Annotated in this window: 15 protein-coding genes; 6 read left to right on the forward strand and 9 right to left on the reverse strand. The window is 69.9% G+C overall.

Features of this window, described 5'->3' with window-relative positions:
* Positions 1 to 414 precede the first annotated feature (414 nt).
* Together ACGFZS_RS34340 and ACGFZS_RS34345 are read right to left on the reverse strand one after the other, a co-directional pair.
* Positions 415 to 1,704, reverse strand: a complete 1,290-nt coding sequence (locus ACGFZS_RS34340) for a citrate synthase (protein WP_365682336.1) — start codon at positions 1,702 to 1,704, stop codon at positions 415 to 417.
* Between the two features lie 178 nt (positions 1,705 to 1,882).
* On the reverse strand, positions 1,883 to 4,171 hold the full coding sequence (locus ACGFZS_RS34345) for an ATP-dependent RecD-like DNA helicase (RefSeq protein ID WP_393798373.1): 2,289 nt from the start codon (positions 4,169 to 4,171) through the stop codon (positions 1,883 to 1,885).
* Between the two features lie 70 nt (positions 4,172 to 4,241).
* Between ACGFZS_RS34345 and ACGFZS_RS34350 the strand changes: the two genes are divergently transcribed.
* Complete coding sequence (locus tag ACGFZS_RS34350; RefSeq protein WP_393798374.1) at positions 4,242 to 5,018, forward strand: SDR family NAD(P)-dependent oxidoreductase; 777 nt, start codon at positions 4,242 to 4,244, stop codon at positions 5,016 to 5,018.
* Between the two features lie 28 nt (positions 5,019 to 5,046).
* A complete protein-coding gene (locus tag ACGFZS_RS34355) occupies positions 5,047 to 5,406 on the forward strand; it encodes a MerR family transcriptional regulator (protein WP_393798375.1) in 360 nt (119 codons plus the stop codon).
* A 171-nt stretch (positions 5,407 to 5,577) separates the two neighbouring features.
* Here the strand turns inward: ACGFZS_RS34355 and ACGFZS_RS34360 are convergent, their stop codons facing one another.
* The 3 genes from ACGFZS_RS34360 to ACGFZS_RS34370 all read right to left on the reverse strand — a co-directional run bounded on the left by ACGFZS_RS34360 (position 5,578) and on the right by ACGFZS_RS34370 (position 7,685).
* Positions 5,578 to 5,973: a hypothetical protein gene (locus tag ACGFZS_RS34360; RefSeq protein WP_393798376.1), complete on the reverse strand. Its 396-nt coding sequence runs from the start codon at positions 5,971 to 5,973 to the stop codon at positions 5,578 to 5,580.
* A gap of 708 nt (positions 5,974 to 6,681) precedes the next feature.
* The gene (locus ACGFZS_RS34365) at positions 6,682 to 7,416 is read right to left on the reverse strand and encodes an SDR family oxidoreductase (RefSeq protein WP_393798377.1); all 735 of its coding nucleotides are present in this window, start codon (positions 7,414 to 7,416) and stop codon (positions 6,682 to 6,684) included.
* Positions 7,413 to 7,685: an Atu4866 domain-containing protein gene (locus ACGFZS_RS34370; protein ID WP_393798378.1), complete on the reverse strand. Its 273-nt coding sequence runs from the start codon at positions 7,683 to 7,685 to the stop codon at positions 7,413 to 7,415. Before ACGFZS_RS34370 ends, ACGFZS_RS34365 begins: the two co-directional genes overlap by 4 nt.
* Before the next feature lie 140 nt (positions 7,686 to 7,825).
* Between ACGFZS_RS34370 and ACGFZS_RS34375 the strand changes: the two genes are divergently transcribed.
* The 4 genes from ACGFZS_RS34375 to ACGFZS_RS34390 all read left to right on the forward strand — a co-directional run bounded on the left by ACGFZS_RS34375 (position 7,826) and on the right by ACGFZS_RS34390 (position 11,601).
* Positions 7,826 to 8,650 carry a helix-turn-helix transcriptional regulator gene (locus ACGFZS_RS34375; RefSeq protein WP_393798379.1) on the forward strand — a complete coding sequence of 275 codons (825 nt, stop codon included), beginning with the start codon at positions 7,826 to 7,828 and terminating at the stop codon, positions 8,648 to 8,650.
* Positions 8,651 to 8,737: 87 nt separating this feature from the next.
* Complete coding sequence (locus tag ACGFZS_RS34380) at positions 8,738 to 9,691, forward strand: CPBP family intramembrane glutamic endopeptidase (RefSeq protein ID WP_393798380.1); 954 nt, start codon at positions 8,738 to 8,740, stop codon at positions 9,689 to 9,691.
* Between the two features lie 101 nt (positions 9,692 to 9,792).
* On the forward strand, positions 9,793 to 10,575 hold the full coding sequence (locus ACGFZS_RS34385) for a VOC family protein (RefSeq protein ID WP_393798381.1): 783 nt from the start codon (positions 9,793 to 9,795) through the stop codon (positions 10,573 to 10,575).
* A gap of 138 nt (positions 10,576 to 10,713) precedes the next feature.
* On the forward strand, positions 10,714 to 11,601 hold the full coding sequence (locus ACGFZS_RS34390) for an MBL fold metallo-hydrolase (RefSeq protein ID WP_393798382.1): 888 nt from the start codon (positions 10,714 to 10,716) through the stop codon (positions 11,599 to 11,601).
* On the opposite strand, the gene ACGFZS_RS34395 is transcribed toward ACGFZS_RS34390, so the two are convergent.
* From ACGFZS_RS34395 to ACGFZS_RS34410, 4 genes are all read right to left on the reverse strand, one after another.
* Positions 11,530 to 12,114 (reverse strand): GNAT family N-acetyltransferase, encoded by a 585-nt coding sequence (locus tag ACGFZS_RS34395; RefSeq protein ID WP_393798383.1) that lies wholly within the window; start codon positions 12,112 to 12,114, stop codon positions 11,530 to 11,532. The genes ACGFZS_RS34390 and ACGFZS_RS34395 overlap by 72 nt on opposite strands.
* Positions 12,115 to 12,183: 69 nt before the next feature.
* Positions 12,184 to 12,726: a hypothetical protein gene (locus ACGFZS_RS34400; protein ID WP_393798384.1), complete on the reverse strand. Its 543-nt coding sequence runs from the start codon at positions 12,724 to 12,726 to the stop codon at positions 12,184 to 12,186.
* Positions 12,727 to 12,837: 111 nt separating this feature from the next.
* On the reverse strand, positions 12,838 to 13,014 hold the full coding sequence (locus ACGFZS_RS34405; protein ID WP_393798385.1) for a hypothetical protein: 177 nt from the start codon (positions 13,012 to 13,014) through the stop codon (positions 12,838 to 12,840).
* Entirely contained in the window at positions 13,011 to 13,583 is a 573-nt protein-coding gene (locus tag ACGFZS_RS34410; RefSeq protein ID WP_393798386.1) for a dienelactone hydrolase family protein, read from the reverse strand. Before ACGFZS_RS34410 ends, ACGFZS_RS34405 begins: the two co-directional genes overlap by 4 nt.
* Positions 13,584 to 13,597 lie beyond the last annotated feature (14 nt).

Here is a 13,597-nt window from a genome sequence, read left to right on the forward strand (position 1 = left end):
CAAGAGACGCAGATCACAGTGATGTGAACGTAACCATCGAAGGGGTTCGAAGGTCTAAGTTGGCGATGTCAGAGATGCGTCTTGGGGGGCGCTGACCTGGCATCTGGGGATGTCTTGGGGGACTTCCTCAGAGATGCGTTGCCGGGGCACGTACGACGGGAAGCTTTGAGCGGCCCTCCCGTGCCGTGCGCGTCCCGGCAGATCGCACCGCATCACTGGAGCACGACAAGTAGTACGACGAGTTCTGCTCGTTGTGCTCAAAGCAGCGTTTCAGGCGCTGCCGTACCGAGCGCCCGGCCGGATCCCGTGGGGGGAATCCGCACCGGGACACGGGAAGGCGCCCTGGTCGCCGGCCCGTGGGGGGACCGGCGCTCCAGGGCGCCTTCTGCTATGCCCGGGTGCCTAGCGGCGCGTTCAGCGCTCCTCGACCGGCACGAAGTCGCGCTCGACGACGCCCGTGTAGATCTGGCGCGGACGGCCGATGCGGGAACCCGGCTCCTTGATCATTTCCTGCCACTGGGCGATCCAGCCCGGCAGGCGGCCGAGGGCGAACAGGACCGTGAACATCTCGGTCGGGAAGCCCATGGCGCGGTAGATCAGGCCGGTGTAGAAGTCGACGTTCGGGTAGAGGTTGCGCGAGACGAAGTAGTCGTCGGAGAGCGCGTGCTCCTCCAGCTTCAGCGCGATGTCCAGCAGCTCGTCGGACTTGCCGAGAGCGGAGAGGACGTCGTGCGCGGCCGACTTGATGATCTTGGCGCGCGGGTCGAAGGACTTGTAGACCCGGTGGCCGAAGCCCATCAGGCGGACGCCGTCCTCCTTGTTCTTCACCTTGCGGATGAAGGAGTCGACATCGCCGCCGTTGGCCTGGATGCCCTCCAGCATCTCCAGGACGGACTGGTTGGCGCCGCCGTGCAGCGGGCCCCAGAGCGCGGAGATACCGGCGGAGATCGACGCGAACATGTTCGCCTGCGAGGAGCCGACCAGGCGGACCGTCGACGTCGAACAGTTCTGCTCGTGGTCCGCGTGCAGGATCAGCAGCTTGTCCAGGGCCGAGACGACGACCGGGTCCAGCTCGTAGTCCTGCGCCGGCACCGAGAACGTCATGCGCAGGAAGTTCTCCACGTAGGAGAGGTCGTTGCGCGGGTAGACGAACGGGTGGCCGACCGACTTCTTGTACGCGTACGCGGCGATCGTCGGCAGCTTGGCGAGCAGCCGGATGGTGGAGAGGTCGCGCTGCTTCTCGTCGAACGGGTTGTGGCTGTCCTGGTAGAAGGTGGACAGCGCCGAGACCACCGACGACAGCATGGCCATCGGGTGCGCGTCGCGCGGGAAGCCCCGGTAGAAGTTCTTGACGTCCTCGTGCAGCAGCGTGTGCCGCGTGATCTCGTTCTTGAACGTGGTGAGCTCGTCCACGGTCGGCAGCTCACCGTTGATCAGCAGGTAGGCCACCTCCAGGAAGGTGGAGCGCTCGGCCAGCTGCTCGATGGGGTATCCGCGGTACCGGAGGATGCCCGCCTCGCCGTCGAGGTAGGTGACGGCGGATTTGTAGGCAGCGGTGTTCCCGTAGCCGCTGTCCAAGGTCACAAGGCCGGTCTGCGCCCGGAGCTTCCCGATGTCGAAGCCCTTGTCGCCGACGGTGCTGTCGACCACCGGGTAGGTGTACTCGCCGTCGCCGTACCGCAGTACTACAGAGTTGTCGCTCACGTCTTCCCTCACCGACGTAGTGCCTCATCTTCGAGGTGCCCTGACTGTCTCTACCATCCCCCATTTGGCTCAGGAGAGTGCACTCGGGGTCGACCATTGGGCCTATCGGCGGCACTCAGTGCCGCCAACCTGCTCATCCTGCCCCCTTGTTTCCCCATCTGGAAGAGCCTTGTGACCTTCACGACTCATTTGATCGATCATTTTTTGTGATGCGTGGCGTCGAGAGCCTGAAGTCGAGCGCCGTACAGCGCCGGCCTGCGGACACCGTGCGCACCGCCTGCCCGATCGCCTTCCGCGAACCGACGAGGACGACCAGCTGCTTGGCCCGCGTGACGGCCGTGTAGAGCAGATTCCGCTGGAGCATCATCCACGCTCCGGTGGTGACCGGGATCACCACGGCGGGATATTCACTTCCCTGGGAGCGATGGATGGTCACCGCGTAGGCATGGGCCAGTTCGTCCAGTTCGTCGAAGTCGTACGGCACTTCCTCGTCCTCGTCCGTCAGCACGGTGAGGCGCTGGTCGACCGGGTCGAGCGAGGTGACCACGCCCACGGTGCCGTTGAAGACGCCGTTCTCGCCCTTCTCGTAGTTGTTGCGGATCTGGGTGACCTTGTCGCCGACCCGGAAGACCCGCCCGCCGAACCGCTTCTCGGGCAGGTCGGGGCGGGCGGGGGTGATGGCCTGCTGGAGGAGTCCGTTGAGCGTGCCCGCCCCGGCCGGCCCGCGGTGCATGGGCGCGAGCACCTGCACGTCCCGCCGCGGATCGAGCCCGAACTTGGCCGGAATCCGCCGGGCGGCGACGTCCACCGTCAACTTCCCCGCCTCCTCCGTCTCGTCCTCCACGAAGAGGAAGAAGTCCTTCATGCCGTCGGTGACGGGCTGCTGTCCCGCGTTGATCCGGTGCGCGTTGGTCACCACGCCGGACTGCTGCGCCTGCCGGAAGACCCGGGTGAGCCGGACGGCGGGGACGGGGCTCTCCTCGGCGAGCAGGTCCCGCAGCACCTCACCGGCCCCCACGCTGGGCAACTGGTCGACATCGCCCACGAAGAGCAGGTGCGCGCCGGGCGGCACGGCCTTGACGAGCTTGTTGGCGAGCAACAGGTCCAGCATCGACGCCTCGTCCACCACCACCAGGTCGGCGTCGAGCGGCCGGTCCCGGTCGTAGGCCGCGTCACCGCCGGGCTTCAGTTCCAGCAGCCGGTGCACGGTCGACGCCTCCGCGCCGGTCAGCTCGGCGAGCCGCTTGGCGGCCCGGCCGGTGGGCGCGGCCAGCACCACCTTGGCCCGCTTCGCCCGCGCCAGCTCCACGATCGACCGCACGGTGAACGACTTGCCGCAGCCCGGCCCGCCGGTGAGCACAGCCACCTTCTCGGTCAGCGCGAGCCGGACGGCGGCCTCCTGCTCGGGGGCGAGATCCACGCCCGTACGGTCCTTCAGCCAGGCGAGCGCCTTGTCCCAGGCGACGTCCCGGAACACCGGCATCCGGTCGTCGCCGGTGCGCAGCAGCCGCAACAGCTGGGCGGCGAGGGCGACTTCGGCCCGGTGGAAGGGGACGAGGTAGACGGCGGTGACGGGTTCGGCGTCGGGGGTGGGGCCGGGGAGTTTCTCGCGTACCACCCCCGGGTCCTCGCCGTCCTGCGGCAGTGCGGCCAGCTCCGCGAGGCAGTCGATGACGAGACCGGTGTCGACCTGCAGCAGCTTGACCGCGTCCGCGATGAGCCGCTCCTCCGGGAGGTAGCAGTGCCCCTGGTCGGCGGACTGCGACAGCGCGTACTGCAGCCCCGCCTTCACCCGCTCCGGACTGTCGTGCGGGATCCCGACGGACTGGGCGATCTTGTCGGCGGTCAGGAACCCGATGCCCCACACATCGGCGGCGAGCCGGTAAGGCTGGTTCTTCACCACGGAGATCGACGCGTCGCCGTACTTCTTGTAGATCCGCACCGCGATCGACGTCGACACCTCGACGGTCTGCAGGAAGAGCATGACCTCCTTGATCGCCTTCTGCTCCTCCCAGGCGTCGGCGATCTTCCTCGTCCGCTTCGGCCCGAGCCCCGGCACCTCGACCAGCCGCTTCGGCTCCTCCTCGATGATCCGCAGGGTGTCGGTCCCGAAGTGCTGGGTGATCCGGTCGGCGAACACCGGCCCGATGCCCTTGACCAGCCCCGACCCCAGATAACGCCGCATCCCCTGCACGGTGGCCGGCAGCACGGTCGTGTAGTTCTCGACGGTGAACTGCTTCCCGTACTGCGGATGCGACCCCCACCGCCCCTCCATCCGCAGCGACTCCCCCACCTGCGCGCCGAGCAGCGCCCCGACCACCGTGAGCAGATCACCGGCACCTCTGCCCGTGTCGACCCGGGCCACCGTGTAGCCGTTCTCCTCATTGGCATACGTGATGCGTTCGAGCACGCCTTCGACGGTGGCGAGTCGTCGTTCGCCTGTGGGGGTCCCCGCCTGGTCAGCCATGAACCGACGGTACCGGTGGGGTCTGACAGCGGCGCCCGTTTGACCCTGCCACCGACGGCAGGGTTGAACGATGACCGGCATGGACAGCAGCACCGCACCCCTGACCAGCACGATCGTCGCCGTCGCCGTCACCGGGGCCGGCACCGGGATCGGCCGGGCCACCGCCCGCGCCTTCGCCGCCGGGGGCGCCCACGTCCTCGCCGTCGGCCGACGGGCCGAACCGCTGCACGAGACCGCCGCCGGGCACGACCGCATCACCCCGCTGGCCGCCGACATCACCGACGACGACGGCCCCGAGCTGATCGTCCGGACCGCGCTGGAGAGGTACGGCCGGCTGGACGTGCTGGTCAACAACGCCGGCATCGTGCGCGGCGGCGCCCTCGGCACGCTCACGCCAGAACTGATCGCGCCGCAGATCGCCACCAACCTGATCGCGCCCGTCCTGCTGACCCAGGCCGCGCTGCCCTCCCTGGAGGCGTCCGGCGGGGTGATCGTCAACGTGAGTACGTCGGTGGGGCAGCGGGCCTGGCCGGGCAACTCCGTCTACGCGGCGACCAAGACCGCGCTGGAGCTGCTGACCCGCAGCTGGGCGGTCGAGCTGGCACCTCGCGGGGTCCGGGTGGTGGCGGTCGCGCCCGGGGCGATCGCCACCCCGATCGGCGAGCACCAGGGGCTGACGCCCGAACGGCTGGCCGCGCTACGGGACTGGCAGTTGGCGCACACCCCGCTGGGGCGGATCGGCCGACCGGAGGAGGTGGCCTGGGCCATCACCCAACTCGCCGCACCGTCCGCGTCGTTCGTCACCGGGGTCGTGCTCCCGGTCGACGGCGGGGCGGTCGTGGCGTGATAGGAGTCGGGTCCGGGAGGAGGAGCGGATGCGGATCGGCGAACTGGCCGAGGCGACCGGGACGACCGCCCGTGCGCTGCGGCACTACGAGCAGGCGGGGCTGATCTCCGCCGAGCGGGCCTCCAACGGTTACCGCGTCTACGACGAGCGGGCGGTGGTACGCGTCCGCAACATCCGCCACCTCCTGACGGCCGGGCTCACCCTGGCCGACGTACAGGTCTTCCTGCCCTGCCTGGACGGAGACGTGACGGCGGTCCCGCCGTCCGGCGAGGGCATCCGGGTGGCGTCGGAGCGACTGGCGGTCCTCACCGAACGCATCGCCGCCCAGACAGCCGTCCGCGACCGCCTCCGCGCCGCACTGCACCGGGCAACCGGTGACCTTGCCTAGGAGACACCGACCGGACAGACCAAGGAGAAGGCGCCCTTCGGCCTGGATCAGGCCGAAGGGCGCCTTCATTACGGGTCGAGCCCTTTATTCTGGCCAGGCAGAATCATGACGTTTTTGCCAGGTTGCGATGTCCGGCGAACGCGTCACAGGGAATGCTCGAAAGTTCCCCCATCAAGCCGACGAGGTGACGGTGTGGCAGTAACGGTCGCCCTCCGCCGCGTTGTTCAGGCACACCTTAAGCGTGACCGTCGTCCCTTCGGCCAAGTTCCAACCACTCGGAGACCAGGTACAGTCCCCGTTCGACTTGGCGTAGAGAGTGGTCGAGCCACCGGACCAACTCACAGTGCCCTTGGCGGCGTAGCCGTCAGCCTGCTCGTCACAGACGACCCACTTCTCCACACTGCCCGAGTATGCGCCATACCAGTCCAGGGAGCCGCCAGGATTGCCATCCGTCGTATAAAGCAGATAAGCGGACCCCGCCGCGTAGGCATTGTTGCCCGCGAGAGCGAGCGCCAGCGCGCCGGTTGCCAATCCAGCCACCGTGAAGGCCTTGCGAATACCGAGCATAGCTTATTCCTTTGATTTCGGTCTCTACATGAGCACCTGGCGCCCGTTTGCACCGCGTCGCGTCTCATATCGTTGACGGCGCGACGCCCTTAGGTGGCAGCCGTAGCAACAGGCCAGGCCAGGGGCGTGACATGTGCCACGCGAGGACTTTCATCGTTGCCCCCCGGTAGCGATGCTTCACAGTAAGTGAACAGCAAAATAAGGCCCAAGGTCAAGAAGAAAGATCACGCGAATCGGAGAGTTGACAGAATAAACAGGTACAACCAAGGACATCATTCACTTCTGCGAAAGATCAGAACAATTTCAGGTCGGCTACCGTGATTTCCCGCGGAGACAGTGGCCTCGCGTCACGCTTTTCAGCACCGCGCAGACCCTTGACTTCTCGTCTGCGAGATCGCCTGCCCCGTGGGTAGCCTGCTTTACCTCGCCGTGGGCGGACCTTTACGCGAGTGGCGAAGTACACCGTGCCGCCGCCCACGGAAGTCGAGGGTGCCGTCGATGGTGGTTCCGGAAAAAGCCATCGATGCCTGTTTGCGGACGTTCGGCCGGCAGCTTGGTCCGGTTCTTCGACCGGCACTTCGGCCGGGCGGTCACTTCACCATGGGACGCGGACCCGGAACCGCCAGAGCCCCCCGTGCCGTTGCAGCGGCTCGGGGAACTGGAGGAGGGGCGGGGACTGAGCCGGCGGCGGCGTAGGGCTCGAGCCGGTTACTGGGCGCTCGCGGTGGGGCGTACGACGATCTCGTTGACGTCGACCTGCGGTGGCTGGGAGACGGCGTGGGCGATGGCCGCGGCGACGGCGGAGGCGGGGAGCGCCACCGCGCGGTAGGTCTTCATGGCCTCGCGGGCGGCGGGGTCGGAGATGCCGTCGGCGAGTTCGGACTCGGTCACGCCCGGGGAGACGAGGGTGACCCGGATGTCCCCGGTGGACTCCTGGCGCAGCCCCTCGGAGATCGCGCGGACCGCGAACTTGGTGGCGCAGTAGACGGCAGCGGTGGGCGAGACCTCGTACGCCCCGACAGAGGCGATGTTCACGAAGTGCCCGCCGCCCTGGGCACGCATCACGGGCAGCGCGGCGGCGATTCCGTGCAGGACACCCCGCACGTTGACGTCGATCATCCGGTCCCACTCGTCGGTCCTCAACGCTTCCAGCGGCGAGAGCGGCATCACGCCGGCGTTGTTGACGACCACGTCCACACGGCCGTAGCGCTCGCGGGCGGCGGAGACGAAGGACCGGACGTCGGCGGCGTCCGTGACGTCCAGGCGCCGGAACGCCGCGGTGCCGCCCGCGGCGGTGATCTCCTCGGTCAGCGTTTCGAGACGGTCGGTGCGCCGCGCTCCGAGGAACACGAGGTGGCCGTCGGCGGCGAGCCGGCGGGCGGTCGCCTCGCCGATCCCACTGCTCGCTCCGGTGACCGCCACGACCTTGGCTGCGTCTGTCATGCCTGCTGTTCCTCTCGGTAGAGCACGAGGTGCTCGTGGTGGAGCACCCCGTCGCGGATGTCGCCCGTCGCGGTGAAACCGGAATCGTCGACGTAGTCGATATGGCGGCCGGTGACCGTGTAGCGGCCGGTGTAGGCGCTGCGCCGGCTGCCCCGGGCCTCGTCGTAGCGGCCGTCCGCCCGCAGCTCCTGGCGGATGTGACCGTCGGCGGTCACCCACATTCCGACCACGTCGTCGGCACGGTCCTCGTCCGTCGTGTTCTCGGTCATGACGGCCTCTCCTCGTCCACAGGTGCGGATCTGTCTGCCCGGCCGAGTCTGGGCAGGTCGGAGGCGGTCGACCAGGGCGTCCGCCGCCTGGGTGCGGTACACCCAGGCAGCGCCCCGGCCGCGCGGCCTAGCCTGGGGACATGCCCGACAACCACCTGGGAGAGTTCCTGCGCGCCCGCCGGGCGGGCCTGCGCCCTGAGGACGTCGACATGGCGAGCCACGGCGTGCGCAGGGTCGCCGGTCTGCGCCGTGAGGAGGTCGCGGTGCTGGCGGGCGTGAACGTGGACTACTACACCCGCCTGGAACAGGGACGTGAACGTCGTCCCTCGGCCGCCGTCCTCGACGCGCTCGGCCGCGCCCTGCGGCTGGACGCCGACGCCCACGCACACCTGCACCGGCTGGCCGGGACGGTGCCGAGTGATCTGTTCGCCCACACCACGGACCGTGTCGACCCCGCCCTGCGCCAGCTGATGGACGGCTACCCGGGCGCCCCCGCGTTCGTCATCAACCGGACCCTGGACATCCTGGCGGGCAACGCCTTGGCCGAGGCCCTGCACTCACCCTTCGAGCAGGCGGACAACCTCGCCCGCATGGTCTTCCTCGACCCGGCGGGCCGGCAGTTCCACACCCGGTGGGGCCAGACGGCCCGGACCACCGTGGGCCACCTGCGGCAGGCGGCCGGCCTCGATCCGGACCACCCACGGCTGCGCGAACTCGTCCGCGTGCTCACCGCACACAGCGCGGACTTCACCCGCTGGTGGAACACCCACACCGTCCACGGCAAGACCCAGGACGCCAAACACCTCCTCCACCCGGACGTCGGTCCCCTGACCCTCACCTACCAGGCGTTCGACGTACGGGACGCTCCGGGCCAGCAACTCGTCATCTACCAGGCCGAACCCGGCAGCCCGAGCGCCCAGGCCCTGGCCCTGCTCGGCTCCCTGCACGCCACCACCGCGCTGTAGCCCGACGGCCCCGGTACAGCCTGCTGTACCGGGATTCGGGGCGTGCGCGGCAATGTCCGGCGAGGGCCGCGCTGGTGTGCTGGGGGCATGACGATCACTGGTATTCCGCAGGTGCGGAGCATGTCCGCGCCGCTGCGTTCGCGTATCCGCCGCGCTCCGCTGACCTGGTTCTTCTCGCTGGCGATGGGGCTGAGCTGGCTGGCGTGGACGCCGTACATCCTGGGCGGGAACGGGGTGGGGGTGTGGGGCTGGAGCTTTCCCGGTGGGGCCGCCGGGAGTCAGTTGCTGGGGGTGCTGCCGGGTGCGTATCTCGGGCCGATCGGGTCGGCGCTGTTCGTCATCGGGATGACGGAGGGGCGGGCCGGGCTGCGGGCGTGGCGGGGGCGGATGACGCGGCTGCGGGTGCGGTGGCGGTGGTTCCTGGTCGTGGCGGTGTCCGTGCCCGCCGCGCTGACCGTCGCCTCGGCCGCGCTGACCGACCAGGACCCGGTGCTGCCGCGGGCCGCCGTGCTCGCCGCGTACCTGCCGGGGCTGATCATCCAGATGGTCACCACCGGGCTCGCGGAGGAGCCGGGCTGGCGCGAGTTCGCGATGCCGCACATGCAGCGCCGGTACGGTCCGCCGGTCGCCACCCTCGTCGTCGGGCTGCTGTGGGGCGCCTGGCACCTGCCGCTGTTCCTCACGGAGTGGGGCGGCGGGCCGCATGTGAGCCCGACGCGGCCGCTGGAGTTCATGGCCACCACGCTCGCCTTCAGCTACGTGATGACCTGGGTCTTCAACCGCTCCCGCGAGAGCATGCCGCTGGTCATGCTGCTGCACACCAGCGTCAACAACTACTTCTCCCTGGCCTGGACGGACATGTTCCCGCACGCCACGGTCGAGGACACCGGCCACGCCTTCCTGCTCGCCTCGGTGCTGGCGGCGGCCGTCGTGCTGGGCGCGACCCGGGGGCGGCTGGGGCTGCCGTCCACGCAGATGTCCACGCAGATGTCCACGCAGCCGTCCACGCGCCCGTCCACACGCCCGTCCGTACGACGGTGACCCGACCCCGTCACAACCCGCTCCCCTCGGGTGGCGGAATCCGCCGCGGGCGGTGATGGTGGGCGGCGGGGGACTTCACCGCGCGCAGGGGAGACCTGGACATGCCCGAGATCACTGCTCCGTACCCGACCGGCACCCCGTGCTGGGTCGATCTGATGGCGAAGGACCAGCAGGCGGCGCTGGACTTCTACCGTGACCTGTTCGGCTGGGAGGGCTCGGTCGGCGAGGCCGAGTTCGGCGGCTACGCCGTCTGCACGCTGCACGGCAAGCCGGTGGCCGGCATCGGCGCGGCCATGGCCCCCGAGGGGCAGCCGGAGCCGCCGACCGTGTGGACCACCTACCTGGCCAGCACCGACGCACAGGCCACCCAGGACACGATCGTCTCGGCCGGCGGCACCCTGCTGGCCCCGGTGATGGACGTCGGCGCCCTCGGCCGGATGCTGATCGCCGCCGACCCGCAGGGCGCGGTGTTCGGGGTGTGGCAGCCGGGTGACTTCCACGGCGCGGGGCTGGTCAACGAGCCGGGCGCGCTGATCTGGAACGAGCTGAACACCAGCGACGTACTCGCCGCCACCGGCTTCTACGGCGAGGCCTTCGGCATCGAGATCCAGCCGATGGAGGGCGCCGGCGGGAACTACTGGTCGCTGAACGTCGGCGACCGGGGCGTCGGCGGTGCCGCCCGCCTCGGCGACGACCGGCCCGGCACCCCGCCGCACTGGCTGACCTACTTCGCCGTCGACGACGTCGACTCCACCGTGGACGCGCTGGTCAAGCGGAACGGCACCGTGTTCGCCCCGCCGTTCGAGATGATGGCCGGCCGCATGTCCGTGGTCGCCGACCCGCAGGGCGCCGTCTTCGCGGTCTTCAAGCCGAAGCCGATGTAGGCCGCCGCCCGGCAGAGCAGCCCCCTGCCGTAAGCACCAGGTCCTGACCCCCTTCCGCTTTCCGTACCGCCCGGGCTACCCCTGAGGTGACCGCCGGTATGGAAAGCGGCGCGGGCAGCGGAAGGGGACGGACCCACCATGGGAAACGAACAGGTCGGACACGGCTGGCAGGTGGACGGGCGCTGCACGAACTGCGATGTGGCGCGGCAGCTCGCACCGGGGTTGATCGGTGAGGCAGGCGGACGCTCGGTCGTACTGCGCCAGCCGCGCGACGCCACGGAGGCCGGGCTCTTACACGCGGCCGCGCACGCCTGCCCCTCCCGGTCCGTCCGTCCCCCGGGCGGCCGGCTGGACGCGGCCCGGGACCCCTTTCCGCTCGCCCTGGACGACACCGTGCGGCTGTGCGGGCACAACTCCCCGCACACGGCCGGCGCCAACTCATACCTCCTCCACCGCCCCGACGGCACGTCGATGATGGTGGACACCCCGCGCTGGAGCCCCGCCCTCGCCACCCGCTACGAGGCGCCCGGCCCGGTCACCGACGTCCTGCTCACCCACCGCGACCACGCCGCGCACGGCCGCCGGTACGCCGACCGCTTCCACGCCCGGCTCTGGGTCCACGAGGGCGACCTCGACGCCGCCCCGGACGCCGACCGGGTGCTGCGCGGCACCGAACCGGCCGAGATCGCGGACGGCGTCCTCGCCCTCCCCTTCCCCGGTCACACCCGGGGCAGCGTGCTCTACCTCGCCGACGACCGGTACTGCTTCAGCGGCGACAGCTTCTACTGGTCCCGTACGACGGCGGACCTGGAGGTGGCCGACAGCGTCACCTGGTTCTCCGTCCGCGAACTGGCCGCGTCCCTGACCCGGGCCGCCGGCCGGCTGCGCTTCGAGTGGCTGCTGCCGGGGCACGGGGACCGGCGCCGTCTGCCCCACGAGGAGATGACCGCGCGGCTACGGCAGTTGGCGGTCCGTACCGGTCGACTCCGGCCCCGGCCGGTCGACTTCGGGGCGGTGCGCTGGTGAGGGTCGTACACCGAACCACTGCTCGGCGCCGAACTCCTCGAACCGTGCCGCCTCGGTGAAGCCCAGCTTCAACGCGAGGCGCATGGCACGGTCATTGGCGGTCTGGGTGCAGAGCACCACCGGCTCGCCGGGGAGTTCACCCGCGCACCAGTCGAGCACCGCCGCACACGCCTCGGCGGCGTAGCCGTGGCCCCATGCCCCGGGCAGGAACAGATAGCCGAGTTCGGCCTCCCCGGCACCCGGACGCGCGGCATCGCGCCGGTCCAGCGTGACCATGCCGATCATCGCCCCGTCGAGATCGACCACGAAACAGCCGGGGCGCCGCCCGGGCACCTCGGGCACCGCCCGTTCGAGCTCCTCGCGCGGCCGGGGGCCGCCTGTGTAGGCGCCCACCTCCGGCGAGGCGAACAGCTCGACGAACGCCGCCCGGTCCCGGGCGGCGGACTCGCGAAGCACGAGCCGGTCCGTCCTGATCGGGACGGGCGGCCAGGCGACGGGTCCGAGTCCGGTCATGGCGGGCAAGCTATCGCACGCCGTCACCCGCCGGGCGGCCGGACGACCGGACCCTGGCGTCAGCTCTCGTCAGCTCTTCGTCTCCCAGTACTTCCACCCCGTCGCCGTGGTCGGCAGGATCGCCGTGCCGTGCGAGGTGTGGGTCGAGCAGTAGCCGTAACCGTTGTAGCTGACCTTCTTCTTGGTGAAGGCGACCTTGTAACCCCAGGAGCCGTACTGGGCGTTGCCGTACTTGCCCTTGGTGATGTCGTGCGAGAACTGGTGGCCGACGGTCACGCTCACGCTCGCCGTGACCGACGCGCTGACCGACACCTTCGCCTTCGCGACGATCGCCTTGACGCTGACGTCGGTGCTGGCGGAGGCGGTCGCAGAGAGCGTGCCGGACTTGGTGACGCTCACCGTGATGGTGCCGCCCGGGCCGTCCTTGAGGTGGGTGCCGTTCCACCAGGACTTGATGAAGTAGTTCTTCTTGCTGTCGATCGTGTACGTCGTGGAAGGGCACTTCGTGCTCTTCGCGGTGGCGGCGTCGGCCGGGACGGCGGACAGACACGCGACGACGACACCAGCCGCGACGACACCAGCGGTGCGCCGGGCAACCCCGTTGTGCTGCATAGGTTGTGCGGTTCCTTTCACGGCCTCCCCCGTTGGAAGACCGAATGGCGAGCCTAGGCGCGCTCGCGACGGCAAACGATCTTCCTTGGTCGTGTAAACAGCATGTAATGATCAACTCTTTGCGCGGCGGCGGACGAGACCGCGCACGTAGGCCGCCAGGAAGACCAGGTAGAGGGCGGACACCGTGATCGCCCAGGCCGGGGGAAGCTTCCCGTCGGCGATCAGGGAGCCCTCCATGAGGGCGACGAGGAGCAGGAGCGCGCCGTCGCGTATCTCGGCGCGCGTCATGTCCGGGCGTCGAGGAAGTCGACCGCCCGCCGGGTGAGGAGCTTGGCGGCGTCCGGGTCGTGGTCCGGCAGCGAGCTGTCCGCGAAGAGGTGCCGGTCGCCGGGGTACAGGAACAGCTCCGCGTCGGCGTGGCCGGCGACGAGGGCGTGGGCGGCGTCGGCGTCCTCGGCGAAGAACGGGTCGGCTTCCATCGCGTGGACCTGCACCGGCACCTCGCCGGGCCAGGCCGCGCCGAACTCCGAGACCGGGACGCAGGAGTGGAACAGGAGCGCGCCCCGTGCGCCCGCCCGCGTCTGCGCCAGCTTCTGGGCGGGCAGCACGCCGAGCGAGAAACCGGCGTAGACGGCGTCCCGTGGCAGCGGTTCGGCCGCGCGGACACCGCGCTCGGTGAGTTCGCCGAAGCCGATCCGCTCGACCTCTTCGAGACCCTCCTCAAGGGAGCCGAAGGTGCGGCCCTCGAAGAGGTCGGGCGTGTGGACGGTGTGGCCGGCCGCCCGGAGTTCGTCGGCGAAAGCGGCGACCCCGGGGGTCAGCCCCTGCGCGTGGTGAAACAGTACGACCTCTGCCATGCCCGGACTCCCTA

Source organism: Streptomyces sp. NPDC048288 (assembly GCF_043201555.1).
Classification (GTDB): domain Bacteria; phylum Actinomycetota; class Actinomycetes; order Streptomycetales; family Streptomycetaceae; genus Streptomyces.